The sequence below is a fragment of the Vibrio sp. S457-15 genome (genome assembly GCF_000960545.1).
GTDB classification, from domain to species: domain Bacteria; phylum Pseudomonadota; class Gammaproteobacteria; order Enterobacterales; family Vibrionaceae; genus Vibrio; species Vibrio parahaemolyticus.
Map to the genome: position 1 here is coordinate 171,071 of NZ_JYOQ01000180.1, position 24,993 is coordinate 196,063.

Consider the following 24,993-nt stretch of genomic DNA (forward strand, 5'->3'; position numbering starts at 1 on the left):
GCATATGTATTTTTATATTGAACCTGAGGTTAGTGGTGGATTGGGAAGGCATTCTTTGCTTGATACATCAACTCATCCACCTAAAGTGTTTAAGTTACACTATCAATTTGATGGTTGGTTGGGAGATGATTTACTAGCGACGTTTCCTTGCTACATTGTTACCGAGTCATTAGCAAAAGAAATTGGATCAGCAAATTTAACAGGTTACAAACTGAGTGATGTGGAGATATCAACATCTGAGCAATTTGGCGAACTATATCCAGGAATACAATTGCCTAAATTCTATTGGTTGAAGGTAGTAGGTAGTGTGGAAAAGGATGATTTTTGGATAGCTGAAGACTATAGACTTGTAGTGTCAGAAAAAGCTTTAAAGACACTCAAAAAAGGTAGGATCGACGAGGCAGATATAGAAGAGTTTTAAAGCGATGTTGTATGGGAGCTACAGAATTGCAAGTGCTAGTCCTAAATATAAAATAACGTACTATATCCTATAGAGAGATTTTAAACCTTGCTGCTTAGTTAGCTTCCTCCATATCTCGTTGAAGGACGTTGGCTAGAAGATGTAAAAGCAGACAAGATCACGCGATAAATTATCATTTAGTTAGAAATTTAATGTATGAGCCATCTCTATATGAGGTGGCTTTTTTGCGTTTATGGTCAGAGTTTACTAATTAAACGCGTACATGTTGTGCGCATTATATTGGTGCATAAACCCTACATTGGTGCATTTAAATAGATAAAATCAATACAAATAAAAGTTTTTGATTTCATTTAAGGCTTTATAAAACAATGAATTAAACCCTAATTGTTAGAAGAGTAAATTATGGAACGGTAATTGCTGTATTAGACGCTTTGTAAATTTCATTCACCAAATTGGTGATGAATTTAACTTTGATGCACAGGATGAGTGCGCTACAAATAACGGAGATAAACATAATGAGTGTAACTGCTGATCAGGTACATGGCGTTGTACAAACTCTCACACAAAGTTCCGATACACTTTTTCTATTATTGGGTGCCATCATGGTTTTTTTGATGCATGCTGGTTTTGCTTTTCTTGAAGTGGGAACCGTGCGCCAAAAGAACCAAGTAAACGCACTCGTTAAAATTATTGCCGATTTTGGTATTTCTGCGATTGCTTACTTTTTTATTGGTTATTGGGTTGCTTATGGCGGCACGTTCTTTTCTGATGCTCAAACCTTATCTCAAGATAATGGCTACGAGTTGGTTAAGTTCTTTTTCTTACTGACCTTCGCTGCGGCGATTCCTGCTATTGTTTCTGGTGGTATCGCGGAGCGAGCTCGTTTTTATCCGATTCTAATCGCAACATTTTTCACTGTCGGCATAGTATATCCGCTATTTGAAGGAATCATCTGGAATGGAAACTTTGGTGTTCAAGCTTGGTTTGAAAGTACCTTTGGTTATGGTTTTCACGATTTTGCAGGTTCGGTCGTTGTGCACGGCGTTGGTGGATGGATTGCGCTGGTGGCCGTTACTTTTTTAGGGATGCGTAGAGGTCGTATCCGCGCAGGAAAGCATACGAACTTCGCTCCATCTAATATCCCATTTTTGGCACTTGGGGCTTGGATTCTCTGTGTTGGTTGGTTTGGTTTCAACGTTATGTCCGCTCAAACTCTTTCTGGAATCAGTGGCTTAGTGGCGATGAACTCGTTGATGGCAATGGTTGGAGGTATCGTAGCTTCATTACTTGCGGGTAAAAATGACCCTGGCTTTATTCACAATGGCCCTTTGGCCGGTTTGGTTGCGGTTTGCGCGGGGTCAGATTTAATGCATCCGCTTGGTGCATTAGTGACAGGTGCCGTTGCCGGGGTTTTGTTTGTGTATCTGTTTACATATCTGCAAAACCGAACCAAAATCGATGACGTACTGGGTGTGTGGCCTTTGCATGGAGCATGTGGTGCTTGGGGCGGGATCGCTGCAGGAGTTTTTGGTCAAAGTGGATTTGGTGGAATGGGCGGTGTTAGCTTCGCGGTTCAAGTTTTAGGGACATTTCTTGGCATTTCCATTGCGGTTTTAGGTGCTCTTGTGGTCTATGGCGCAATCAACGCTCTAACAGGTTTAAGGCTTTCAGAAGAAGACGAGTTTAATGGTGCGGATTTAGCGATTCATAAAATATCATCTACTAACGAAGACTAATTTAATCGAAAAAAGAGCGGCATCAAACCGCTCTTTTTCGAACTATTTGCTTCAAACCGATATACAAGCCGTTTTAGCAGTTGCCTTTTTTAGCTTGACCAGGAGGGCAAAAGCCACCATTGCCGTGCGGCCCATGATTGTCATCATTTGTGCTGACTTTTACTTTTACGTCGTCAATTTCACCTTCCACATTTGTCAGCTGACAGCTTGCTAAAGTCGTAAGTAATATAAGCGCCAGAGATACTTGTCTCATTGCGATTCCTCTCAAAATGTAATTCTAATAGTGACCATTACGACCATGGTCTAATCCATACTACTACAGTTGCTATTCTTTCAGTGTTAAGCTAATGAAAAAGAACAACAAGGATAAGTTATGAATTTCCCTTATAGAAATATTGTAGTACTTACTGGAGCAGGTATCTCGGCTGAATCTGGTATTCAAACATTTCGAGCCCAAGATGGCCTGTGGGAGAATCACCGAATTGAAGATGTAGCAACACCTGAAGGTTTTGCTCGAGATCCAGACCTTGTTCAGAGTTTTTATAATCAGCGCCGTCAAAAGCTTCAAGATGAAGCGATCATACCGAATGCTGCGCATCTTGCTCTTGGCCGTCTTGAAGCGGAATTAAAGGGAAAGGTGACGGTTATTACGCAGAATATTGATAACTTGCATGAAAGAGGTGGTAGCCAAAATGTGATTCACATGCACGGTGAGTTACTTAAGGCGCGATGTAGTGAATCTAACCAAGTTATTGAACATACCGAAGATATACAAACTGGTGAGCTTTGCCATTGTTGTCAGATCCCATCACAAATGCGCCCACATATTGTGTGGTTTGGTGAAATGCCACTGAGAATGGGAGAGATATACGCAGCACTGGAAGAAGCTGATTTGTTTGTCTCTATCGGCACTTCGGGCGTCGTCTATCCGGCCGCTGGCTTTGTGCATGATGCTAAAATGCATGGCGCTCATACTATAGAAATTAACCTTGAGCCAAGTGCGGTTGAAAGTGAATTTGAAGAAAAACGCTATGGTAAAGCAAGCGTTGAAGTACCGAAGCTTGTTGATGAAATTCTTGCTTTGGACGCGAAAGCATAAAACTTTAACCTAACTATTAGATACAAAAAAAAGCGGCTCATGAGCCGCTTTTTCACATCTTTAAAACTAACGAATTAGTTGTTTACTTTTAGCTTTTGGAAGTACTCATCGTACATTACGCTCGCTTCGCCAACTTCATCTTGCCATGTACCGCTGTCCATTACTTCTTGCGGAGGGAAGATGCTTGGGTCGTTAGCAAACTCTTTTGGTAGCAGCTCATGTGCCGTCTTAACTGGAGTAGGGTAACCAATCTCTAGTGCGATCTTAGCGGCGTTTTCAGGGCGTAGTAGGAAGTCGACCATCTTATGAGCAGCGTCTACGTTTTTCGCGCCAGCTGGAATTGCTAGGCTATCCATCCAGAAAATGGTGCCTTTTTCAGGCCAGATGATGTCGATATTCGCACCTTCTTGACGAGCCATGTAAGCAGAGCCGTTCCAAAGCATACCAAGAGATACTTCACCTGCAAGGTAAGGGTTTGCTGGGAAATCAGAGTTGAATACCAATACGTTTGGCATTAGCTTTTTCAGCTCTTCATAAGCTGCTTTGATTTCATCTGGGTTCGTTGTATTTGGCGAGTAACCAAGCTTTGTTAATGCAATGTGGAAGACTTCACGAGAGTCATCCATCAGCATTAGTTGGCCTTCCCACTTGCTATCCCAGAAATCGTCCCATTTAGAAACAGACGATTTATCTAGCATATCTGCGTTGATACCAATGCCCGTCGCACCCCAAATGTAAGGGATAGAGTAGTTGTTGTTTGGATCAAATGGTTTATCTAGGAAGTTGGTGTCAAGATCGCTAAAGTGAGAAAGTTTCTTTTTGTCGATCTCTTGCAGCATACCTTCTTTACGCATTTTAGAAACGAAGTAGGTAGACGGTACTACCAAATCGTAACCAGAACCTTGCGTTTTTAGCTTCGCGTACATACTTTCGTTAGATTCGTATGTAGAGTAGATAACTTTGATGCCAGTTTCTTTTGTAAAGTCTTCAAGAACTTCGTTTGGAATGTATTCCGACCAGTTGTAGAAATACAGTTCTTGATCAGCCGCCATTGCAGGGGTAGCGATTAGCGTCGCTGCACATAGAGCGCTTGCGTAGAATTTACTTTTCATTTGTTTTCCGTTTTGTTTAGCGATTGGACAAGTCAATACTAGTCGCAGTTATTAAGTTGAGCCAAATCGCAATAAGCACAATCCCGTTTATTTAAATCAATTTATACCGAGCCTATTTTAGAGAAGCGATAATTCTGTGAAACTGAGCTAAATAAACCTAGCAACGCATAATTATATCAGTCAATTACAAAAATAGGCAGCGTATCGCTGCCTATTTTCAGTTAGTCGATGCCTTAGTAGGCAAGATCAGACTATTGACCCGCTTTCAGTTTCAAGAAGTAGTCTTCATATTTCACTGTCATATCACCAACCGAGTCTTGCCATTCAACACGGTCAAGATCTTCTTGAGAAGGGAACAGCGGTGCTACGTCTTTAAACTTCGAGTTTGATTCTGTAACGGCGGTTAGGTAGCCAGTGTCACGAGAAATTTGCTCTGCGATTTCAGGGCGTAGTAGGAAGTCGATCATTTTGTGCGCTGCTTCTACGTTTTTCGCGCCAGAAGAGATTGCGAAGTTATCAACCCAGCCAATACCGCCTTCTTTAGGGAAGACTAGCTTAAGGTTTAGACCTTCGTTTTGCGCCGCAGCCGCACTGCCGTTCCAAAGCATACCAACGCCAACTTCGCCAGACATGTATGGTGCACCCGGGTTATCAGAGTTAAATACTAGAACGTTTGGCATCAGCTTTTGCAATTCAGCGTATGCTTCGTCGATTTGCTTTGGATCTGTAGCGTTACCTGAGTAACCCAATTTACGTAGGGCAATGTGGAATACTTCACGAGTATCGTCCATTAGCATTACTTGACCTTCAAGCTCAGGCTTCCATAGGTCTGCCCAGCTTTGGAAGTCGTTTGGATCGTACATATCAGCGTTAACTGCTAGACCTGTAATCGCAACAACGTGTGGAATAGAGTAGTCGTTATTTGGATCGTAAGGCTTATCTAGGTAGTTTTTATCTAGGTTGCCGAAGTTTTTCAGCTTAGTCTTATCGATCTTTTGTAGCATACCTTCATCGCGCATTTTTGCTACGAAGTAAGTTGAAGGTACGACTAGGTCATAACCTTGGTTATGAGTTTTTAGCTTTGCGTACAAAGTTTCGTTCGACTCGTAAGTCGAGTAGATCACTTTGATACCTGTTTCTTTAGTAAATTGCTCTAGGATATTACTGTTGATGTAAGGACCCCAGTTCATAAATACCAATTCTTTATCGTCCGCTGCCGCTGAACCTGAGAACAGAGAAAGCGCACATGCACTACCAGCTAATAGAGTAGCCCATTTTTTCATTGACGTTAGCTCCAAACCAAACGTTGTCCAAATCATTTTGGACGGTAGATAGAAAAACAGAATGGCATGTAACCATTCTGTTTCGTGATGTTAACGGATGCGGATTTTACTTTACTTTTTCTCTTGCTAGCAACTGAGAAATTACTACAAGAACCAAAGATACAATCAACATGACCGTTGCTAGGGCATTCACTTCCGGTGAAATACCCACCTTAACCATCGAGTAAATTTTCAATGGTAGGATTTCGTATGTTGGGCCTGTTACAAACGAGCTGATAATTACGTCGTCTAAAGACAGAGTAAAGCTTAGTAACCAACCTGCAGCAACCGCTGGCTTCGCAAGAGGAAGGATGATCTGTTTTAAGATAACCCATTCACTTGCACCAAGGTCTTTTGCTGCTTCCAACATTTTCACATCAAAGCCGTTCAAGCGGCTGTAAACGGTTACCACAACAAACGGTAAACAGAATGTGATGTGTGCAATCAATAGAGTAAAGAAACCAAGCTGCGCGCCTAAAACTAAAAACAGCGCCAACAATGAAATTGCCATCACGATGTCTGGTGACATCATTACAACAAACAGCATGCCGTTTACCGCACCTTTACCTTTAAAGGAGTAACGGAATAGGGCAACGGCCGTCAAACTACCAATAATAGTAGCAGCTGTTGCAGAAAACACCGCGACATTAAGTGAATGCCACGCTGCTTGCATAAGGCTGTCATTGTTCACTAGGGTTTCGTACCACTTGGTTGTAAACCCGCCCCATTTCATACCAAATTTGTTGGCATTAAATGAGTTCACGATCAATACGATGATTGGTAGATACAAAAATGCATATACCAGCGCCATAAAGCTAAATCTAACTGTACGTCCCATTAGTCTAGCTCCACCTTCTTATTCAATAGTTTGCCTGCTCTGTAGTAGGCGTACAGCATGATTGCCATTGCAATAGTAAGTGCGATACTGGTTGCCGCACCGAATGGCCAATCACGAGCGTTTAATACTTGGCTCTTAATTACGTTACCAATTAATAGGTTCTTCGCTCCGCCTAGAAGGTCGGAGATGTAGAACATACCTAACGCAGGAAGAAGTACCAACAAACAGCCACCAATAATGCCAGGCATCGTTAACGGCAAGATCACTTTTGTGATGGTTTGCAGTTTGCTTGCGCCTAAGTCTTTTGCAGCCTCAATGTAGGTGTTGTCTAGCTTCTCGATTGCCGAATACAGAGGCAGAATCATAAACGGAAGCAAAATGTAGACAAGACCAATCATTACCGCTGTTTCGGTATACATAAGACGCAATGGCTTATCGATAATATCCATTGCCATTAATGACTTGTTCAAGATGCCCTGTGTGCCAAGAACAATCTTCAAACCGTAAGTACGGATAAGTGAGTTTGTCCAAAATGGTACAATCACAAGAAACAGCATAAACGGGCGCCATTTCTCAGGCATTTTCGCCACGATATAAGCAAATGGGTAGCCGATGATTAAACACAACAACGTCGCAATGATTGCCATGTAGAAAGAGTGCATCAGCACTTTTGCGTACAATGGATCAAGTAAGCGAAGGTAGTTGTCGAAAGTAAAAGTCAGTTCAATTAAGTTCGCTTCATCACGCGTTAAAAAACTTGTACCGATAATCATTAGGTTTGGAACCAACACGAAAAGTGTTAGCCAACCAACAATTAGGGTAATGATTGCGTTCTGAAGATTAATCTTCTTGCTTATCATTGAGTACTACCTCCCAGCTCTCAACCCAAGTGATAGCGACTTTTTGGCCGAGAGAGTGGTCCACATCTGGATCATCTTCGTTAAAGAACTCGCTAACCATCACGCGCATGCCTGAGTCCAGTTGGACAACAGAGTCTAGCGTCATACCTTTATAGGTACGTTCAGTGACGTGACCAACAATGCCTTTTTCTTCAGACTCTTTGATCTCTTCGATACGTAAGTCTTCAGGGCGAAGCAGCACTTGTAGTTTGTCACCTGCTTGTGCTTCTTTGTCGTAGTAAACGACGGACTCAACACCTTCGATTTCCGCACGGATGCGTTTTTCATCAATGCGTTCAAGCATTGTTGCGTTGAAGACATTAATCTCGCCGATAAAGCGAGCAACAAACAAGTTTTTAGGTTCTTCGTAAATTTCACGTGGTGAGCCATCTTGTTCGATAACACCATCGCGCATAACGATAATGCGGTCAGACATCGATAGAGCTTCTTCCTGATCGTGAGTAACAAAGATAAAGGTAATACCAAGTTGACGCTGAAGTTGTTTCAACTCAATCTGCATTTGTTTACGAAGTTTGTAATCAAGAGCAGAAAGCGATTCATCAAGTAGCAGTACTTTTGGCTTATTTACAACCGCACGCGCGATCGCGATACGTTGTTGCTGACCACCAGAAAGTTGGTGTGGCTTACGCTGCGCCATTTTTTCTAGACGGACCATACGTAGCGCTTCCATTACGCGTGGTTCGATTTCTGCCGCAGGCGTTTTTTGCATGCGTAGGCCAAATGCCACATTTTCGAATACGGTCATGTGAGGGAATAATGCGTAACTCTGAAATACCGTGTTGACGTGCCTATGCTCTGCAGGAACTTGCGTTACATCTTGGTCATCTAATACGATTTGACCGTTATCTGCCGTTTCAAAACCAGCGATCATGCGTAAAACCGTCGTTTTACCACAACCAGATGGACCAAGAATCGTCAGAAACTCACCATGATTAACATCAAGATTTAAATTACCGATGATTTCCTTTCCATCGAAACTTTTGCTGATACCAGATAAACGAATAACTGGCTTTCCTGCTTGCTGTTTAGCGTTCAACGTCTGTATTTCTCCCACGTTAAAATTGGGTTTACGCCAATTAGTGTGACATAAGTCATTCACTTTTGAGGCGCGCATCATAATCACCAAAATTGTGAAATTAAAGCATTTTCTTATCTTGAAACAGAAAAAATTTTGCAGGCAAAAGTAATCATTCCTTACCATACTGTTTTTAAGAGGTTATTTGCCTTTTAAACACAGTTTGGTAGGGCTTTGTCATTAGCAACAATTGCTTTCAATTTCATAGTTTTGTGAGTGGTCAATTATCAACCAAATAGTAGATATTGCAAGGATAGAACGTCAGTTCTGATTTTAGACGTGGAAAGATTTCTTTATAATGTTGGCCACTTTAATTGACTGGTATACCAGTAAAAAATTCACAAGTTAATCTTGGATAATATATGAATAACGATTTTGAAAAAGATTTCAATCTTGGGGGGAGTGTAGAGCGAGCTTTGTCTGGCGACTACGAACTAAAAGCGAGTGCTGTATTTAGTGAAGCTTGGCGCGCAACCATTCAACACTTTTTATCGTTCTCACCAGCGATTATTCTTTTGCTTTTTGTCCAGTTGGGGATTTTCTACATTGCACTTCAACTTCAATTGGGCGACCCAAGTGTCATTCTCGATGCGATAGAAAATCCGGAAGCATTCACCGCTAATATCGTTTCTGCTATTTATATCGCTAACTTTAGTTATGAAGTGATCAGCGCCCCCATTTATGCTGGGATCAGTTTGATGGCAATGAGTCACGTAGCAGGGCTAAAAACCAAAGTTCGTCATGTCGGTAAAGGTCTGCAATTTACCGTTCCTGTTATTATTGCAACGCTGTTCAGTTTAACGTTGCAAGGTGTCGCGGGAATGATCCTTCCACCGCTTTCATTATATTTAGCAATGGCGTTTAGTCACTCTATCTTACTGATTTGCGAGAAAAGAGTGCCACCTATGCAATCGTTATTATTATCACTACGTGCGATCAATAAGAAGATTTTTGTTGTGGCAGGGCTTTACATGGGCGTTATGTTGATGTTTATTGTTGCGGCTATGTTCTACGGTATTGGCTTTATTTTTTTCTTGCCATTCTTCTTCCATTTGAAGGGCATCCTTTATCGAGAAATGTTTGGCATCAAACTTAAGATCGTAGCAACACAAAAAAATGATAACGATCACGATGGTAAATCTCAGGTGTTTAATGCCTAAATCTTTAAAATTAATGACTTTACGAGTGGCGGCTGCCTGTATAGCCGCCACTTTTATTTCGGTAGGTCCATATTTGCATTACGACCGCCAGTTCAAAAGCGCGAATGATCCTAATGTTGTTCAAGGTCCGGTGAAACATCCTGATTTGTCGCACTTGCCCTACATTGGGGACATTCCAGACTTTAACTCTATCAAAGACGCCAAAGAAAAAAAGGCGGCATTTTTCGATTTCTTACGGCCTAAAATCGCACTAGAAAATCACAGGATTGAAAAAGAACGTGCTTTTCTAAGCTCTCTTGAGATTGGAGAAGTGTCGCCGGACGAAGAAGCTTACGCAGAAAGATTAGCGCAGTTATATGGGTTTCCTCTTCATGATGGTCACGTTGATGAAGCTTGGCTGACTGAAATGTTAAAGCGAGTCAATGTTTTACCAGAAGCATTAGTGCTAACTCAAGCTGCCAATGAATCCGCGTGGGGTACCTCTCGTTTTGCTACTCAAGCAAACAACTTGTTCGGTCAATGGTGTTATAAACAGGGTTGCGGAATTGTGCCTGCTCAGCGTGCTGTAGGAAAAACTCACGAAGTTCAAAAATTCGATTCAGTTCAGCAGTCAATTCATGGCTACTTTATGAATGTGAATCGCAATCCAGCTTACGCTGACTTACGTGATATTCGAGCTATGTTGGCAGATAAGCACAAAAACTTGTTATCCGTGGCGACAGCATCAGAACTCACTCATGGACTGTTGTCTTACTCAGAGAGGGGCATTGCATACGTTAATGACTTACGCTCGATGATTCGTCACAATAACGCCTACTGGACTCAATAAAATAATAATCGAATGAAAAAGTTAAGCTTAATTTTAGGAAGTGCAGCACTCTTGCTCTCGTCACCGATAACGCATGCTCAAGAGTATATGTTTACGTATTCCAAACTGTATACTCAGTTAAAAAATAACACTAAAGAAGGGCATGATGACGTTAAAGTCGGTGTGTTCTTCGTCGATGCCAGAACTAAGCAGCTGTGTGCGATCGAAAAAGCGTGGATGGAAAAGGAAGAACACTACGAAGAGTTTGTGATTCCAGCGTCGAAAGAACTACCATTACCGATCGACAAAAATCTAAAATCCGCAAATCCTTTGGTATTCGTACATACCCCTAAAGATAGCCGATGTGATTATTCTTTAGTTGTTATGACGAAAGAACCGTTACAGGGTAGCGTTTCTTACGAGCAACTGAAGCCATTAATGCCTCAAATGCAGAGCATGTTAGAGGATTTAGGGGGGATGTTTGCTGGATGGTTCACACCTGAAGTACAAGGCGTCACAATGGAGTTTGCCAACGAACTTAACGGTAAGATCGTTTTTTCAAATGGACAAGAGAAGGCGATTGTTAACGGTAAAGTGCAGGTTGCTTTGAGTGAAATTGGCGAAGGTGGAACAATAACGTTACCGGAACCAACGATGAGAGTGCTTCCTTATTTGCCCCAAGCAAAGAAATAGCACTATCTCCACTAAAGAACCGCATTCGCGGTTCTTTTTCTATTCTATGATGATAATTCAGCGCACTTATTTTCTTATCCTTCAATACAAACATTTAATCCTGCTGCAAAAGCCCGTATAATCCACGCCCCAAAGAAACCCATGTTAGGAAGTCCTACTGTCGATTTTATCGGCGATGTGAGAGCCCGCAATGAACCAGAAAGATACAAGAAAAGAAACCCTTGAATTCAACAAGCTTCAAAAACGTTTGAGAAGAAATGTTGGAAATGCCATTACTGATTACAACATGATCGAAGAAGGCGATGTTGTCATGGCATGCATAAGCGGTGGTAAAGACTCATTTGCGATGCTCGATATCCTGTTGAATCTACAAAAAGCGGCACCAATCAAATTTGAAGTGGTTGCTGTTAACCTAGACCAAAAACAACCTGGTTTCCCAGAGCATATTTTGCCTGAGTATTTTGAGACGCTGAATATTCCTTACTACATCGTAGATAAAGACACATACTCAGTAGTTAAAGAAAAAGTGCCAGAAGGTAAGACAACGTGTGGTCTATGTTCTCGTCTACGTCGTGGTACGCTTTACTCATTTGCTGAGAAAATCGGCGCAACAAAACTTGCACTTGGTCATCATATGGATGACATCGTAGAAACGATGTTCTTGAACATGTTCCATGGTTCTCGTTTGAAGGCAATGCCACCAAAACTACGCTCTGATGATGGTCGTAACGTGGTTATTCGTCCGCTGACTTACTGCCGCGAAAAAGACCTGATCAAATACGCAGAGCACAAAGATTTCCCAATTATTCCTTGTAACCTATGTGGTTCTCAAGAGAACTTGCAGCGCCAAGCAATCAAGGCAATGCTGATTGATTGGGATAAGAAGACGCCAGGACGCGTAGAAGCGATTTTCAAATCAATCCAAAACGTAAGCCCAAGCCAATTGGCAGACCGAGAGTTGTTTGATTTTGTAAACTTGCCGCTAGATCGTGACGGTAGCCGCGAAGAGTATGAGTTTAGTGAAGCAGTCGTTTCTTCAACTAACATCGATGAATCTCTATTCATCGATGTAACGAACATCTAGTAAATAGGAGGCAACGATGCCTCCTATTTTGTACTTGCTGAAGCCGAAAATAAAACGCCCCAAAAGAGGGGCGTTTTTATATTTGATTATTTGCTCTACGTTGCGGTATTTGGATCGAGAGGGCTGATATAACCTTTTGGTTTTAATGCCAGTACATCACAGTTAATCTTATCGATCACATGCTCTGCCGTGTTGCCGATAAAGACCGCTGAAAGCCCCGTACGACCAGTCGTACCCAAAATCACCATTGCTGCATTTAATCGCTCCGCTGCGGCAGGAATGACGTCTTCTGGTAAACCTTGTTCAACGATGGTTTGTTCTTCGTCGATGCCATGTTTTTGTCTCAATGCTTTCATTGCGGTGAGATGGTGGCCACGAACCGCATCCGTGTAGGTCGTTGGGTCAAATTCAGGCAATTCAATCGTAATGTTAGCCGGTGTAACAGGATAAGCGTTGACGAGATACGGTTCAGCATCAAGACGGTTTGACATCTCTTTGAGGCGTTCAACCATTGCGTCGTTCAAATCAATGTGAGTTGGGTTTTCTGACCCCACGTGTACAGAAGCGAGAATATTAGCTTGCTCCGGCCAATCCGAGTTCTTGATCAAAAGTACAGGAATAGGGCATTTACGTAATAAATGCCAGTCTGTCGGCGTGAAAATCACAGACTCTAAAACATCGTGTTTACGTGTCCCTTTGATTAGAAGATCGTGCCCACCAGCATACACTTCAGCAATGATTGCTTCGTAAGGACGGTTGTGCCACACAACGCAAACATCAAAATCGAAGCTATCGTTTAAGTACGGTTGAGCAATCTTACGCATCCACTGCTCACGTTGATGGATAACACCGCGACGCATGGCATCTCTTTCATCGACTGACAGCATTGAGGTCATGTCATAGGAAAAATCGTAGATGGATAAGAAGAAGGTGATTCGGCTTCTGGATACACTCTTTTGAGCTAATTGAACCGCTCTAGCGAGTGCAGGCTGTTCATCATTATTGATGTCAGCAACAACAAGAATCTTACTGTATATACTCATAACTAAGCCCACTTATGTTGCGAAACCAAATACTGAAAACAAGTTAAATCAGTAAATTGGAGACTCTTCGTATATTTTTACTGTAGCTTAGTTTGGGGAACTTTTTGAGGACTTTCGAAGGGATTTTATGAGAAACATGATGTAGCTCATTTTCGAGCTACATCAATAAGTAAGCGAGATTACTCTTTTGTTACACCGGCAAGTTCCATTAGCGCATCATGATCTAAGATGGTGATGTACTTACCTTTAACACTCAGAATTTCAGATTTTTGGAAACGACCTAATAGGCGGCTGATGGTTTCAACCGTTAGGCCTAAGTAGTTACCAATATCGCCACGAGTCATGGTCAAACGAAATTCTCTTGGGCTGAAGCCACGTTGAGAGAAGCGAGTTGACAGGTTGTACAAGAAAGCAGCAAGACGCTCCTCAGCATTCTTCTTAGAAAGCAGAAGAATCATTTCCTGGTCGCCTTTAATTTCGTTACTCATTAGACGCATGATTTGCTGACGAAGTTTAGGCATTTTGCCTGATAGGTCGTCAAGGATCTCGTAAGGGATTTCACAAACCATTGATGTTTCAAGAGCTTGAGCGAAACTAGGGTGGCAGTCACCAGTAATAGCGTCAAAACCAACTAAGTCACCAGCTAAGTGAAATGCTGTGATTTGCTCATCACCTTGTTCTGTGATTGTGTAGCTCTTAATCGTGCCAGAACGGATAGCGTACAAAGATTTAAGCTCATCACCTGCTTTAAATAGCTCTTGTCCTTTTTGGATAGGCTTTTTACGCTCGATGATTTGGTCCAACTGGTCAAGTTCAGATTCATTCAGAGTGAATGGGATACACAGTTGGCTAATGCTACAATCTTGGCAATGAATCGCGCAACCGCCTGATTGGATACGCTTTGTTGCAGGTTTTTCAGAAATCATAACAACCTTTCACTATTTGATATACATCAATATTTTAGCACCGCTTAATCCTAAAGGATAGCAAAAATATCGGTGGTATAGAGTTTTGCGTTATATGAAACCAAGCATCTGCATGGCACCCGCGGCAGTATACGCGCCATAGACAATTAAGATTAATGCTGAGATGTTTCTAAATATTAATGATTTTTGCAGTTTCTGAAAATGGCTTGCTCCGTAACCAACAGCGAGCATGGATGGCAGCGTTCCCAAACCAAAAGCGAGCATGATTAGGCCACCATTTACTGCGCTACCGGACACCGCCGACCATGTTAATGCCGAATAAACTAACCCGCATGGTAACCACCCCCAAACAAAACCAAAGGGCAGTGCGTGTATTGGCTTTTTAAGTGGTAAAAGGCTTTTTCCAGCTGGAGAGATATACTTCCAAAGGTGCTGGCCCATCTTTTCTACGATGAGTAAACCCTGCCACCATTTCGCAATATATAACGCAACCAAAATCATGAAGATTGCGGCAACAAAACGCAGCCATGCAAGAGATTGAGCTAAGCCGCTGAGTTCCGATAACCCTGATATTGCACCTCCGACAAGTGCGCCTATTAAGGCGTAACTGCTGAGTCGTCCAAGGTTGTAGAATAAAGGTATGGTTGGGGAGGATTTTGAGCTTGAACTACCTAAGGAAAGTAGGGATGCGATACCACCACACATCCCCATACAATGGCCGGCCCCGACAAGGCCGATAAGCAAAGCACCTAAAAAATCAGGATTCATAAAACATACTACGGTTTCTTATTGTCTGATTGTTCTTCTTCATCTAATAAAATGTTGTGTCCTTGTCGCTCAAGATCTTCAAACTGGTCGCTTCGAACCGCCCAAAGAAAAATAGCGACAGCAACGCAAACAAGAACAATCGCGATTGGAATTAAAATATAAAGGCTTTCCATAAGTGTTCTCTTGTTTACTTCTCTTTTAGAAGTCGCAGTGAGTTAGATACAACAATGATTGAACTTGCTGACATCCCAACAACTGCGATATAAGGCGCAACTAATCCTGCAACCGCTAACGGCAAAATTAACAAGTTGTAGCCTAATGACCAAGCTAAGTTTTCACGGATAATCTTTCTTGTACGAAGAGCCAATAGGCGAGCTTCCAATAGCTTTTCTAAGTTATCTCCAAGAAGCGTCATATCTGCTGATGCCTTTGCAACGTCAGTACCACCGCCCATAGCCACGGATAAATGGGCTCCGGCTAGAGTAGGCGCGTCGTTTATGCCATCACCAACCATCATGGTGATATCACTGCTATCAAGGCTCTTAAGATACGCGAGTTTGTCTTCTGGTTTTGCAGATGCGATCACATGCTCGATACCAATTTCGTCAGCAACAGGCTGTGCGTTTTGAATAGAGTCACCAGTAAGTAAGGTTGTTTTGATGCCAGCTTCAGCAAAACGTTGAATAAACGCCTGACTTTCTTTGCGAATAGGGTCGTGATAATAAAAAGTTGCAGCGTGTTCGTTGTTTATTGATAAGTAAATGGCATTGCTTTCTTTAGTGCTCGAATCTAGCACAAACGAGGAGCTGCCAATTTTTACCGTCTTACCATTCCAAACCCCTTCGATTCCTGAGCCAATCACGTTTTTAACATCTGTTACAATAATCTCGTCATTACTGAAACAGGCAAATGAACGCGCGATAGGGTGGTTTGCGTGAGCTTCAAGAGCAGATGCAAGGGCAAGACTTTCCGTTTCGGAAAGCTCTTTGAATGTACTCGTACGGCTAATCTCGATGTCACCTTTCGTTAATGTTCCCGTCTTGTCGACGACGAGATGATTAACTTTGCAAAGCGTTTCGAATACATGGCCTTTTCGCAACAGAATGCCAAAATTGCCCATTCGTGAAGTCGCACAAGTTAGTGAGGTCGGTGTAGCAAGGGATAATGCACAAGGGCATGTAGCGACGAGAACCGAAAGCATAATCCAAAAAGCATCATCTGGTTTGGTTTGGTGCCAATAAAACCAGGTTCCAGCTGAGATAATAAGAATCACACCAACAAAGTAGCGTGCTACGACGTCAGCAACTTCTGCAATTTTTGGCTTCGAATGCTGTGCTTCATCTTGAAGGCGCACAATATTTGAAATCATCGAGTCTGCTTTTGAATTGGTGACTTCCAACTCAAACGATTCATCTCCGTTTAATGTACCTGCATAAACAGCATCGCCTTCTTTTTTTACGACATGAACAGACTCACCAGTCAGCATTGATTCATCAATATGAATACGGCCAGAAATAACTTTTCCATCGGCAGGGATATGTTCGCCGGGGAGAACGCGAATGCGATCACCAATCTTCAGCGTTTTAACTGGAATTTGTTCGCCGTCTAATGTTGTTGCAATGGCAGGGATAAGCTTGAGCAAGTTACCGCTTGCAGCAGCCGCTTTGCGGCGAGCGCGCATTTCTAAGAATCGACCCACTAACAAAAAGAAGGTAAACATCGAGATAGATTCAAAGAATACTTCGCCTTGCTCAGTTACTGTCGCAACTAAACTCGCAACATAAGCGAAAATCAAAGCGATCGAAACTGGGACGTCCATGCCTAGAGTTCGCCCTTTAATGCTTCGCCAAGCATTAAGGTAAAATGGTAGGGCAGAGTAAAGAAGAACTGGTGTAGCGAAAATCAAACTTACCCATCGGAAGTAGTTTTTAAATTCGGGTTCCAAATCGCCAAACACTTCTAAATACAACGCCACAGCAAGCATCATCACTTGCATCGTCGCTAAGCCAGCAATACCCAATCGGTAAAGGTACTGCTTCATCATTCGGTGATAAGATGCTTCTTGTTTGTCTGCTTCAAATGGCGCGGCTTTATAACCAAGCTTATGAATAACTGAAAGCAGTTCACTTAACTTAACTTGAGTTTTGTCCCACGCAAGCAAAGCTCGGTTTGTTGTCGTATTTACCCGTATGGAGACTAAACCTTTAGCGCTGGATACTTGCTTTTCAATAAGCCATGCACAAGCGGCGCAGGATACACCTTCGAGAGATAATGTTACTTCAGATACATTGTCATGGTTACGTACAAATTCTGATTGAACGTCTTCATTGTCATAGTGGATCAGAGCTTGAAGTTGTTCTGGAACGAGGTCTGCTTTTTCAGCGGGTGCGGTTCGGTACTGGTAGTAAGAAACAAGACCGCTATCTACGATAGTTTGTGCGACAGTTTCACACCCCGGGCAGCACATCTCACGAACTTCGCCAAGTATTTCTACTTTAAAATCCGTGTTTGCTGGTACATCTTCACCACAGTGGTAACAGGATTTGCACATAAAATTACTTCATTAATGAGACTGAAACTGCTGGAAATTCGACTTTGCCTTGAATCATCCATTGCTTATCGTGTGGTTGAAGTTCAACAAACCACGGGCCTTGTATAGCGTCTTCAGTGGTAAAACGATAATTGCCAGATGCATCTGCGGTAACTAGCTTCGTAAAATCACGATCGGGTAATGTACGGTGAGTAAACGTTGCTGTAAGCGCTGGGTAGTGCGTTAGCGCTCCTTTCGTAAAGCCAATTACGATATTGTTATCTAGAGAAGAGATGTTCGCATTAAGACCAAGGTCACGAGCGACGTTCATTTTACTGATGTCGATATTTATGCCTTTGCCTTTTTTATAGTAATCCTCAGCAACAAGAGAAACAGAGTTGTTTGAAAAGACGACTACCGTGGCGATTGTCCAAACGACTACCGTAAGAGGAAGGATGATTAGGAACCACGGCCAGAATTGTTTATACCAAGGCTTTACCATAAAAAAGTTCTCAACAGCTAAATGAAAAAATGTAAGGCATTAAATTTAAAGGAAAGACAGCCCCTGTGAAAGGGGCTGTTATTGAAATGTTACTTATTGTCTGAGTTGCTTAAACTCCAGACATAAGAGGCAACAAGTTGAACCTTATCCTCACCTAGAATGTCCTTCCATGCTGGCATAACACCAGAGCGGCCATTCATTACGGTTTCAGTTACGGCAGCACGCGAGTCACCAAATAGCCAGTCTTGGTCAGTTAGGTCAGGGGCACCAACTGCTGGGTTACCTTTACCATCTGTACCATGACACGCTGCACACACAACAAAGCGAGCTTTACCTGCTGCAGCTTCACGAGCGTTAACTTTACGACCCGATAGGCTTAATGTGTAACTTACTACTTCTTGGACACCTTGCTCACCAAGCGCATCTTTCCATGCTGGCATTTGACCAATACGGCCATGCATGATGGTTGTCACGATTGCTGCTGGCTCACCGCCATATAGCCATGCGTCATCAGTTAGGTTAGGGAAACCTTTTTGACCGCGAGCATCTGAGCCGTGACATTGTGAACAGTTTTGCAAGAATAAACGTTGACCAACTTTTAATGCTTCTGGGTCTTGTGCGATCTCAGGAACAGGGCGTAGACCATTCGCATTATGAGCAAGTTTACGGAATGCTTCGCCGAAGTAGGCATCCGCATCATCCAGTTCTTTTGCGTATTGGTTGAGTTGTTTATTTTCTTGTGCCTGTGCAATAGCTTCTTTTGACTCTTCAAGCGAACGAACGGTTTGAGCCGAACTTTGCCAGTTTAAAAAGCCTTTAAAGCTACCTAGACCTGGGAACAGGGCTAGATAAACTGCTGCAAACACAAACGTGCTTACGAAAAGGTAAGTCCACCATTTCGGTAGAGGGTTGTTTAGCTCGCGAATACCATCGTACTCGTGGCCCATGTCTTCCCCTTCCTCGACGCCCATTTTATCTTTGGCGCACCAAGTCAGGAGGATCGCACAGCCTACTAGCGTACCGATAGTAATCACGATAATCCAGAGACTCCAGAATGTAGTCATTACTTCTTCACTCCTTGGTTATTTGGGGTCGTTTGTTCTTCGTCAGCAAACACCAAGTTGGCATCTTCTTCGAAGCGTGCTTTACGCTTCTTGCTAAATGCCCACCATACGATGCCGATAAAACTCGCGAAGAGCACTACGGTATAAATACTATGAATTGTACCGAAATCCATATGATCCCCTTACTTCATTGCATGACCAAGAGACTGAAGGTAAGCGATGATTGCATCCATCTCTGTTTTACCTTCTACTTCTTTAGCCGCATTCGCGATTGTTTCATCTTCGTATGGAACACCAAACTGATCGCGGAACACTTCAAGTTTCTTCTGAGTCAGCTTGCCATCTAATACGTTCTCAGCAAGCCAAGGGAAACCTGGCATGTTTGATTCAGGTACTAGCTCGCGAGGGTCAAGTAGGTGTACGCGGTGCCACTCATCAGAATAACGACCACCGACACGAGCCAAATCAGGACCTGTACGCTTAGAACCCCATAGGAATGGATGTTCCCACACACTTTCACCTGCTACAGAGTAGTGGCCGTAGCGTTCCGTTTCAGAGCGGAAAGGACGAACCATTTGACTGTGACAAACGTTACAACCTTCACGGATATAGATGTCACGACCTTCCATTTCCAGAGGAGTGTAGACTCGTAAGTTTTCTACACTTTCTGTGGTTTGCTTTTGGAAAATCAAAGGAGTGATTTCAACAAGAGCCCCCCAACTGATTGCAAAAACAATAAAAATAGCCAACAAACCGACATTACGTTCTAGAATTTCATGGCGATTATTAGAATTATTACTCATTCTTAAATCTCCTTATGCCGGATGAGGGATAGCCTTGAGGCTTTCTTTTGGCGCACTTACCGTTTTGTACGTGTTGTATGCCATTAAGAACATACCTGATAGGAAGATGAAACCTCCTAGGAAACGTACAAAGTAGAATGGGTAAGATGCTTCAACTGACTCTACGAAGCTGTAAGTCAGGGTGCCGTCAGAGTTAACTGCACGCCACATCAAGCCTTGCATCACGCCAGAGATCCACATTGCTACGATATAAAGAACCGTACCAATTGTTGCTAACCAGAAGTGGACGTTGACCAGACCCACAGAGTACATGCGCTCTTGGCCAAACAGGCGAGGGACTAAGTGGTAAACTGAGCCGATTGAAACCATTGCAACCCAACCTAGCGCACCAGAGTGAACGTGACCAATGGTCCAGTCTGTGTAGTGAGATAGTGCGTTTACTGTCTTAATCGACATCATCGGACCTTCGAAAGTAGACATACCATAGAAAGACAATGAAACGATTAGGAATCGTAGAATAGGGTCGTAACGAAGCTTATGCCAAGCACCAGACAACGTCATAATACCGTTGATCATACCACCCCATGAAGGAGCAAATAGAACAAGAGACATCACCATACCCAGAGACTGTGTCCAGTCTGGTAGCGCAGTATAGTGAAGGTGGTGAGGACCTGCCCAAATATATAGAGAGATCAATGCCCAGAAGTGAACGATAGACAGACGGTAAGAATAAACAGGACGTTCAGCTTGTTTAGGTACAAAGTAGTACATCATACCTAGGAAACCAGCGGTGAGTAGGAAACCTACCGCGTTGTGTCCGTACCACCATTGCACCATTGCATCCACCGCACCGGAATAAATCGAGTAAGATTTACCCAGTGATACAGGGATAGCCATGCTGTTCACGATGTGAAGTACTGCTACTGTGATGATAAATGCACCGAAAAACCAGTTCGCCACATAAATGTGGGAAGTGTTTCGTTTCACTAACGTTCCAAAGAACACCACTGCATATGAAACCCATACAATCGCGATAGCGATATCAATAGGCCATTCTAGTTCAGCATATTCTTTACCTGAGGTAAAACCTAGAGGTAGAGAAATCGCTGCGGCTAGGATAATTGCTTGCCAACCCCAGAAGGTGAAGGCAACGAGTGGGCCACCAAAAAGACGTGTTTGACATGTACGCTGAACAACATAATAAGATGTTGCAAACAGGGCACTAGTACCAAACGCAAAAATTACCGCATTAGTATGCAGTGGACGTAAACGACTGTACGTCAACCACGGCGTATCAAAGTTTAGCTGTGGCCAAACTAATTGAGCGGCAATCAAAACACCAACAGCCATACCAACTATGCCCCATAAAATGGTCACAAGGGTAAATTGGCGAACGACTGTATAGTTGTAGTTTTGTTCAAGCTGCTTTACTTGGCTCATTTGCATGCTTCCAATTTCTAATTAACTACACTTTACTTCCAACACGACTTGCGTCGTAACACCACCCAAGTAAACTCTAGAACTCAAGTGTTATCATCACCTTATTTCTATTGCTGACTTTAATAAAAAGTGGCATTTTCAGCGTGACACTATACTTGAATTAACAATTCAATGACAGAGTAGTAACCTTACTGGAGCTCTGGAAATCATTTTTTATTTAAAAAGTTTGAAGTTTGTAACAAGGATATTAGTAATTATGCCTGCACAAAAGTTAACAAAGGCGAGACTTGCACAAATCTTAATCATGCTCAGTCTTTTAGTTGGTGCGTTTTTCTGGAGAACCTTTACGCACGAGACCAGCACAAGCGTTGACTGTTCACAAAAAGAGCGATGCGATGTAACAATTGGTGAAGATAAAATCACGATTAATCGTGATTCGAGTGGGATTTTGATTGAAACAACTGAAAGTACAGGTCTAAAAATTGATCTGAATCAATCTGGTGTGTTTGATAATATAAGCGACTATCATTATAGAGCTGAATGGAATGCTATATCTGCAACCAAAACGATTAAGCTCAAAATAAACCAAAATATTGTCTTAGTGCATTTATAAATTAGATCTGACACGAGATAATGGCATCTTCTTTGTGAAATTCGAACCTTCTAGCCTAACGATAATTTGTCGTAATGGTATAACAGTAACGTGACAAACAATAATAAAAGCGTATGCAGTGCCAATCAGTATTTACCCATATTACCGACGAATATTTAGCAGTAGAGAGGCTTCGTTCAGAGCTGAGGCAAGAACACTTGTCTTATATCATCTGTTATTACACAGAAGAATACGACTTCAGAGCCATTCGCTCTGCCTTTCTTAGATATTTCCCTGGTGTTCCATTCCACGGTTCAAGTTCATGCCAAGCCATTATGACCGATCAGGGTTTTCACGTTGGGCCTGTCATAGCGGCTATGGCTATCTATGACTCAGGCCCACATGCTTATGGAACTGGTATTTCTAATTGTGAAGAAAATGAGTGTGTCTCCGTCGCTCTAGATATGGCTCTTCAAAATGCTAATCGAATTGGGGAAGTACCGAACTTAATTCTTCTTCATGCAACTCCTGGGAAAGAAGAAAAGATTATCGAATCGATCGACGAACGCTTCGGCACACTTGTTCCTATCATTGGCGGTTCTGCAGCAGATAACCACATCGAGGGGAAATGGTCAGTGATTACAGCGCAAGGTCATGAAAAGCAAGGGATTAGCCTCACACTATTTTACTCCTCTAATCCCGTTGATATTGCTTTTAGTGCAGGTCACACACCAACCAACATCAAAGGCCTTGTTTCCAAAGCAAAAGGACGGTGTTTACTGGAAATAGATGGTGAATCAGCACTAGATACTTATCGAAAGTGGACTCGTCATCAAGAAAACCTAACTAGCAAAGAAAACCTACTTTTTACCAACTCCAGCGCTTATCCCTTGGGAAGAGTTGCAGGGCATTTGTACGATAGACCTTATTACAAGCTTTCCCATCCAATACGTGAGACCGAAGATGGGGGGATTGAGCTATTTACCCAGATTTCGGTAGGGGAAGAGCTTACTTTGATGAAAGGGAGTAGGGAGCATTTAATCGCTCGAGCGGCAAAAGTCGTGAATGCTGCATTTAACCAAAAATTAGAAGAATCTCGAAAAATTGGGGTCATAAATATATTTTGTGCAGGACCGATGTTGCACTTAATGCAAGACATGAATAGCGTTTGCGAACAAATTAATCAGGAACTGGAACACTTGCCATTTATATGCCCATTTACCTTTGGTGAGCAGGGAAGATTTATCGGCGGCGAAAATGGACATGGAAACTTGATGATCTCATCAGCGATTTTCCATAAACCTTATGAAAGATAAATATTTAGACACATACCAACAAGAAGCATTACAAGAAGCGTTAGTTGAGCTAAAGCAGACCAAACAACGGGAAAAATTGCTTGCCGATGAAAACAAAGCGATTCTTTCAGCAATCTCTGCAATGAGCGAGGCAAAAAATCGTAATGAAATTTTTTCGGGGCTAAACAGCGTTCTAAAAAAGTACATCAGTTTTGAAGACTTTATTGTTATCACGCGCGATGACAGCCGTTATCCGTTCAAAACGTTAATCTCAACCAACAGCGTGTTTGATAAGGTAGAGTGGTTACACGGTAACACGATGGAGCGCGCATTAAACGGCGAGTGTATTCTATTATTCGAGCCAACGAAATTGTTAGAGTTTGAGAACTTAAATAGCTTTGTTAAAACACATGTTAACTCCGTGATTTTAACGGGCATTCGTTCGGAAGTAACACAAAGCATCATACTATTAATTGGATCTCAAAAAGGGCATTTTAGTATTGAAAACAAAGAGACTCTAAGGCGCTTTAGACCTCTTATAGAACGTGCTGTTATCGACATAGAAACAAAGGAAAAGTTACAACGTATTGTTGAGGTAAGAACGACTCAACTTGCAAGAGCTCGTGAAGAAGCAGAACTAGCCAACCAGTCAAAATCTGAGTTTTTGGCAATGATGAGCCACGAGATCAGAACGCCTCTTAACTCAGTTTTAGGAATGCTAGACATCCTGAGACAATCTACCTTATCAGATGAACAATTTGATGCCCTCAATCAAATGGAATGCTCCGCTGAGCTTCTTTTAGCCATCATTAGCGACATTCTCGATCTTTCAAAAATTGAATCTGGTAGCTTCCAATTAAACGAACAGTGGATACATTTAAATGACACTGTAACTTTTGTGATTTCTCAGCAAAAACAAATAGCTATAACTAAGAATCTTTCTTTTAACTTTGATTGTCAGATCTCATCAGACAAACAGTATTGGATTGATTCGACGAGGCTGTCACAAATTCTCTTTAATTTGATTGGGAATGCCATTAAGTTTACGGACTCAGGAAGTGTGTCTGTTTCTGTCGCTGAAGAAAATGACGAAATTGTAGTTTCTATATCTGACACCGGAATTGGAATCTCGAGAGCAAAACAAGCCCATTTGTTTACGGCATTCCATCAAGGTGATCGCTCAATTACTCGAAGGTTTGGTGGTACAGGCTTAGGGCTTGCTATTACCAAGCACTTAGTTGAAATGATGAGAGGTGAAATCTATGTAAAAAGCCGCGAGAACGAGGGTTCTGACTTCACCATTCGAATTCCAGTTCTAACACGTTACAACCAAAGCAGTCCTGTAAAAATTGAGCATAATAGACCAAGCAAAGCTCTAAACTTGCTTATCGTCGAAGACACTCAATCAAATCAACTTGTCATTAAATTGATTCTTAACAAGCTTGGCCATAATGTGCATATTGCAAGCCATGGCGCAGAGGCGCTTACATTTCTTGAAGAAAACGATAACCGAATTGATATGATCTTGATGGATGTCTCGATGCCAGTAATGGATGGAATAACAGCAACTAGGCTGATTAGAAAGAAAGGAATCACAATTCCAATCGTCGCTTTAACAGCACACGCGCTAGAAAGTGATAAAGATAAGTGCTTAGATGCTGGCATGGATAGTTTTGTATCAAAGCCAGTTCGCAGGCAAGATATCTATGAAGCTATACAATCATTAATAGAAACGGTGTAACCATTAATATAGATCTTAACA

Annotated in this window: 26 protein-coding genes; 10 read left to right on the forward strand and 16 right to left on the reverse strand. The window is 42.3% G+C overall.

Annotated features, from left to right (window positions below; all coding sequences use genetic code 11):
* The first annotated feature begins 4 nt into the window (after nucleotides 1–4).
* Together UF05_RS22815 and UF05_RS22820 are read left to right on the forward strand one after the other, a co-directional pair.
* Nucleotides 5–421 carry a hypothetical protein gene (locus UF05_RS22815; RefSeq protein ID WP_021486723.1) on the forward strand — a complete coding sequence of 139 codons (417 nt, stop codon included), beginning with the start codon at nucleotides 5–7 and terminating at the stop codon, nucleotides 419–421.
* Nucleotides 422–936: 515 nt separating this feature from the next.
* The gene (locus tag UF05_RS22820; protein WP_045545162.1) at nucleotides 937–2,157 is read left to right on the forward strand and encodes an ammonium transporter; all 1,221 of its coding nucleotides are present in this window, start codon (nucleotides 937–939) and stop codon (nucleotides 2,155–2,157) included.
* A gap of 73 nt (nucleotides 2,158–2,230) precedes the next feature.
* On the opposite strand, the gene UF05_RS22825 is transcribed toward UF05_RS22820, so the two are convergent.
* Nucleotides 2,231–2,410, reverse strand: a complete 180-nt coding sequence (locus tag UF05_RS22825; protein ID WP_031818672.1) for a hypothetical protein — start codon at nucleotides 2,408–2,410, stop codon at nucleotides 2,231–2,233.
* Nucleotides 2,411–2,530: 120 nt separating this feature from the next.
* Here UF05_RS22825 and cobB point away from each other — a divergent pair, with 120 nt between their 5' ends.
* Entirely contained in the window at nucleotides 2,531–3,256 is a 726-nt protein-coding gene (gene cobB, locus UF05_RS22830) for a Sir2 family NAD+-dependent deacetylase (RefSeq protein ID WP_031818673.1), read from the forward strand.
* 74 nt (nucleotides 3,257–3,330) lie between these two features.
* Here cobB and UF05_RS22835 read toward each other — a convergent pair whose 3' ends face one another.
* From UF05_RS22835 to potA, 5 genes are all read right to left on the reverse strand, one after another.
* Nucleotides 3,331–4,368, reverse strand: coding sequence for an extracellular solute-binding protein (locus tag UF05_RS22835; RefSeq protein WP_045545163.1), 1,038 nt, complete (start codon nucleotides 4,366–4,368; stop codon nucleotides 3,331–3,333).
* Between the two features lie 251 nt (nucleotides 4,369–4,619).
* Nucleotides 4,620–5,651, reverse strand: coding sequence for an extracellular solute-binding protein (locus UF05_RS22840; RefSeq protein WP_021823120.1), 1,032 nt, complete (start codon nucleotides 5,649–5,651; stop codon nucleotides 4,620–4,622).
* A gap of 106 nt (nucleotides 5,652–5,757) precedes the next feature.
* Nucleotides 5,758–6,528: a spermidine/putrescine ABC transporter permease PotC gene (gene potC / locus UF05_RS22845; protein WP_005389180.1), complete on the reverse strand. Its 771-nt coding sequence runs from the start codon at nucleotides 6,526–6,528 to the stop codon at nucleotides 5,758–5,760.
* The gene (potB, locus tag UF05_RS22850; protein ID WP_005457403.1) at nucleotides 6,528–7,388 is read right to left on the reverse strand and encodes a spermidine/putrescine ABC transporter permease PotB; all 861 of its coding nucleotides are present in this window, start codon (nucleotides 7,386–7,388) and stop codon (nucleotides 6,528–6,530) included. The genes potC and potB overlap by 1 nt, the downstream gene beginning before the upstream one ends.
* Nucleotides 7,369–8,562, reverse strand: a complete 1,194-nt coding sequence (gene potA / locus UF05_RS22855; RefSeq protein ID WP_020840627.1) for a spermidine/putrescine ABC transporter ATP-binding protein PotA — start codon at nucleotides 8,560–8,562, stop codon at nucleotides 7,369–7,371. Before potA ends, potB begins: the two co-directional genes overlap by 20 nt.
* Nucleotides 8,563–8,885: 323 nt before the next feature.
* Between potA and UF05_RS22860 the strand changes: the two genes are divergently transcribed.
* The 4 genes from UF05_RS22860 (at nucleotide 8,886) to ttcA (ending at nucleotide 12,268) form a co-directional block, all read left to right on the forward strand.
* Nucleotides 8,886–9,683, forward strand: coding sequence for a hypothetical protein (locus UF05_RS22860; RefSeq protein WP_045545164.1), 798 nt, complete (start codon nucleotides 8,886–8,888; stop codon nucleotides 9,681–9,683).
* Complete coding sequence (locus UF05_RS22865; RefSeq protein WP_045545165.1) at nucleotides 9,676–10,512, forward strand: glucosaminidase domain-containing protein; 837 nt, start codon at nucleotides 9,676–9,678, stop codon at nucleotides 10,510–10,512. The genes UF05_RS22860 and UF05_RS22865 overlap by 8 nt, the downstream gene beginning before the upstream one ends.
* Before the next feature lie 12 nt (nucleotides 10,513–10,524).
* Nucleotides 10,525–11,184, forward strand: coding sequence for a DUF2987 domain-containing protein (locus UF05_RS22870; RefSeq protein WP_017448551.1), 660 nt, complete (start codon nucleotides 10,525–10,527; stop codon nucleotides 11,182–11,184).
* Nucleotides 11,185–11,374: 190 nt separating this feature from the next.
* Nucleotides 11,375–12,268 (forward strand): tRNA 2-thiocytidine(32) synthetase TtcA, encoded by an 894-nt coding sequence (gene ttcA / locus UF05_RS22875; RefSeq protein ID WP_005477636.1) that lies wholly within the window; start codon nucleotides 11,375–11,377, stop codon nucleotides 12,266–12,268.
* A 95-nt stretch (nucleotides 12,269–12,363) separates the two neighbouring features.
* Here the strand turns inward: ttcA and uspE are convergent, their stop codons facing one another.
* From uspE to ccoN, 10 genes are all read right to left on the reverse strand, one after another.
* Nucleotides 12,364–13,311, reverse strand: coding sequence for a universal stress protein UspE (gene uspE, locus UF05_RS22880; protein ID WP_005495023.1), 948 nt, complete (start codon nucleotides 13,309–13,311; stop codon nucleotides 12,364–12,366).
* A 179-nt stretch (nucleotides 13,312–13,490) separates the two neighbouring features.
* A complete protein-coding gene (locus UF05_RS22885; RefSeq protein ID WP_005477663.1) occupies nucleotides 13,491–14,237 on the reverse strand; it encodes an FNR family transcription factor in 747 nt (248 codons plus the stop codon).
* Nucleotides 14,238–14,327: 90 nt separating this feature from the next.
* Nucleotides 14,328–15,005 carry a sulfite exporter TauE/SafE family protein gene (locus tag UF05_RS22890; protein ID WP_045545166.1) on the reverse strand — a complete coding sequence of 226 codons (678 nt, stop codon included), beginning with the start codon at nucleotides 15,003–15,005 and terminating at the stop codon, nucleotides 14,328–14,330.
* Nucleotides 15,006–15,013: 8 nt separating this feature from the next.
* Nucleotides 15,014–15,178 carry a cbb3-type cytochrome oxidase assembly protein CcoS gene (ccoS, locus tag UF05_RS22895; protein WP_005457379.1) on the reverse strand — a complete coding sequence of 55 codons (165 nt, stop codon included), beginning with the start codon at nucleotides 15,176–15,178 and terminating at the stop codon, nucleotides 15,014–15,016.
* Between the two features lie 14 nt (nucleotides 15,179–15,192).
* A complete protein-coding gene (locus tag UF05_RS22900; protein ID WP_045545167.1) occupies nucleotides 15,193–17,556 on the reverse strand; it encodes a heavy metal translocating P-type ATPase in 2,364 nt (787 codons plus the stop codon).
* 4 nt (nucleotides 17,557–17,560) lie between these two features.
* On the reverse strand, nucleotides 17,561–18,037 hold the full coding sequence (locus UF05_RS22905; protein ID WP_005457371.1) for a FixH family protein: 477 nt from the start codon (nucleotides 18,035–18,037) through the stop codon (nucleotides 17,561–17,563).
* Between the two features lie 89 nt (nucleotides 18,038–18,126).
* Entirely contained in the window at nucleotides 18,127–19,101 is a 975-nt protein-coding gene (gene ccoP, locus UF05_RS22910; RefSeq protein WP_005477628.1) for a cytochrome-c oxidase, cbb3-type subunit III, read from the reverse strand.
* Entirely contained in the window at nucleotides 19,101–19,274 is a 174-nt protein-coding gene (locus UF05_RS22915; RefSeq protein ID WP_005396487.1) for a cbb3-type cytochrome oxidase subunit 3, read from the reverse strand. Before UF05_RS22915 ends, ccoP begins: the two co-directional genes overlap by 1 nt.
* A 9-nt stretch (nucleotides 19,275–19,283) precedes the next feature.
* Nucleotides 19,284–19,904: a cytochrome-c oxidase, cbb3-type subunit II gene (ccoO, locus tag UF05_RS22920; protein WP_005457377.1), complete on the reverse strand. Its 621-nt coding sequence runs from the start codon at nucleotides 19,902–19,904 to the stop codon at nucleotides 19,284–19,286.
* A 12-nt stretch (nucleotides 19,905–19,916) separates the two neighbouring features.
* Complete coding sequence (ccoN, locus tag UF05_RS22925; RefSeq protein ID WP_005477654.1) at nucleotides 19,917–21,344, reverse strand: cytochrome-c oxidase, cbb3-type subunit I; 1,428 nt, start codon at nucleotides 21,342–21,344, stop codon at nucleotides 19,917–19,919.
* A 256-nt stretch (nucleotides 21,345–21,600) separates the two neighbouring features.
* Here ccoN and UF05_RS22930 point away from each other — a divergent pair, with 256 nt between their 5' ends.
* From UF05_RS22930 to UF05_RS22940, 3 genes are all read left to right on the forward strand, one after another.
* The gene (locus tag UF05_RS22930; protein WP_045545168.1) at nucleotides 21,601–21,957 is read left to right on the forward strand and encodes a hypothetical protein; all 357 of its coding nucleotides are present in this window, start codon (nucleotides 21,601–21,603) and stop codon (nucleotides 21,955–21,957) included.
* A 113-nt stretch (nucleotides 21,958–22,070) separates the two neighbouring features.
* On the forward strand, nucleotides 22,071–23,252 hold the full coding sequence (locus UF05_RS22935) for an FIST signal transduction protein (protein ID WP_020840622.1): 1,182 nt from the start codon (nucleotides 22,071–22,073) through the stop codon (nucleotides 23,250–23,252).
* On the forward strand, nucleotides 23,242–24,972 hold the full coding sequence (locus UF05_RS22940; RefSeq protein ID WP_045545169.1) for an ATP-binding protein: 1,731 nt from the start codon (nucleotides 23,242–23,244) through the stop codon (nucleotides 24,970–24,972). Before UF05_RS22935 ends, UF05_RS22940 begins: the two co-directional genes overlap by 11 nt.
* Nucleotides 24,973–24,993: the final 21 nt, after the last annotated feature.

Bases quoted from the DNA above. Each gene is read 5' to 3' on its own strand.
- UF05_RS22815 (WP_021486723.1), top strand. From the start codon at position 5: ATGTATTTTTATATTGAACCTGAGGTTAGTGGTGGATTGGGAAGGCAT.
- UF05_RS22820 (WP_045545162.1), top strand. From the start codon at position 937: ATGAGTGTAACTGCTGATCAGGTACATGGCGTTGTACAAACTCTCACA.
- UF05_RS22825 (WP_031818672.1), bottom strand. From the start codon at position 2,410: ATGAGACAAGTATCTCTGGCGCTTATATTACTTACGACTTTAGCAAGC.
- cobB (WP_031818673.1), top strand. From the start codon at position 2,531: ATGAATTTCCCTTATAGAAATATTGTAGTACTTACTGGAGCAGGTATC.
- UF05_RS22835 (WP_045545163.1), bottom strand. From the start codon at position 4,368: ATGAAAAGTAAATTCTACGCAAGCGCTCTATGTGCAGCGACGCTAATC.
- UF05_RS22840 (WP_021823120.1), bottom strand. From the start codon at position 5,651: ATGAAAAAATGGGCTACTCTATTAGCTGGTAGTGCATGTGCGCTTTCT.
- potC (WP_005389180.1), bottom strand. From the start codon at position 6,528: ATGGGACGTACAGTTAGATTTAGCTTTATGGCGCTGGTATATGCATTT.
- potB (WP_005457403.1), bottom strand. From the start codon at position 7,388: ATGATAAGCAAGAAGATTAATCTTCAGAACGCAATCATTACCCTAATT.
- potA (WP_020840627.1), bottom strand. From the start codon at position 8,562: ATGCGCGCCTCAAAAGTGAATGACTTATGTCACACTAATTGGCGTAAA.
- UF05_RS22860 (WP_045545164.1), top strand. From the start codon at position 8,886: ATGAATAACGATTTTGAAAAAGATTTCAATCTTGGGGGGAGTGTAGAG.
- UF05_RS22865 (WP_045545165.1), top strand. From the start codon at position 9,676: ATGCCTAAATCTTTAAAATTAATGACTTTACGAGTGGCGGCTGCCTGT.
- UF05_RS22870 (WP_017448551.1), top strand. From the start codon at position 10,525: ATGAAAAAGTTAAGCTTAATTTTAGGAAGTGCAGCACTCTTGCTCTCG.
- ttcA (WP_005477636.1), top strand. From the start codon at position 11,375: ATGAACCAGAAAGATACAAGAAAAGAAACCCTTGAATTCAACAAGCTT.
- uspE (WP_005495023.1), bottom strand. From the start codon at position 13,311: ATGAGTATATACAGTAAGATTCTTGTTGTTGCTGACATCAATAATGAT.
- UF05_RS22885 (WP_005477663.1), bottom strand. From the start codon at position 14,237: ATGATTTCTGAAAAACCTGCAACAAAGCGTATCCAATCAGGCGGTTGC.
- UF05_RS22890 (WP_045545166.1), bottom strand. From the start codon at position 15,005: ATGAATCCTGATTTTTTAGGTGCTTTGCTTATCGGCCTTGTCGGGGCC.
- ccoS (WP_005457379.1), bottom strand. From the start codon at position 15,178: ATGGAAAGCCTTTATATTTTAATTCCAATCGCGATTGTTCTTGTTTGC.
- UF05_RS22900 (WP_045545167.1), bottom strand. From the start codon at position 17,556: ATGTGCAAATCCTGTTACCACTGTGGTGAAGATGTACCAGCAAACACG.
- UF05_RS22905 (WP_005457371.1), bottom strand. From the start codon at position 18,037: ATGGTAAAGCCTTGGTATAAACAATTCTGGCCGTGGTTCCTAATCATC.
- ccoP (WP_005477628.1), bottom strand. From the start codon at position 19,101: ATGACTACATTCTGGAGTCTCTGGATTATCGTGATTACTATCGGTACG.
- UF05_RS22915 (WP_005396487.1), bottom strand. From the start codon at position 19,274: ATGGATTTCGGTACAATTCATAGTATTTATACCGTAGTGCTCTTCGCG.
- ccoO (WP_005457377.1), bottom strand. From the start codon at position 19,904: ATGAGTAATAATTCTAATAATCGCCATGAAATTCTAGAACGTAATGTC.
- ccoN (WP_005477654.1), bottom strand. From the start codon at position 21,344: ATGAGCCAAGTAAAGCAGCTTGAACAAAACTACAACTATACAGTCGTT.
- UF05_RS22930 (WP_045545168.1), top strand. From the start codon at position 21,601: ATGCCTGCACAAAAGTTAACAAAGGCGAGACTTGCACAAATCTTAATC.
- UF05_RS22935 (WP_020840622.1), top strand. From the start codon at position 22,071: ATGCAGTGCCAATCAGTATTTACCCATATTACCGACGAATATTTAGCA.
- UF05_RS22940 (WP_045545169.1), top strand. From the start codon at position 23,242: ATGAAAGATAAATATTTAGACACATACCAACAAGAAGCATTACAAGAA.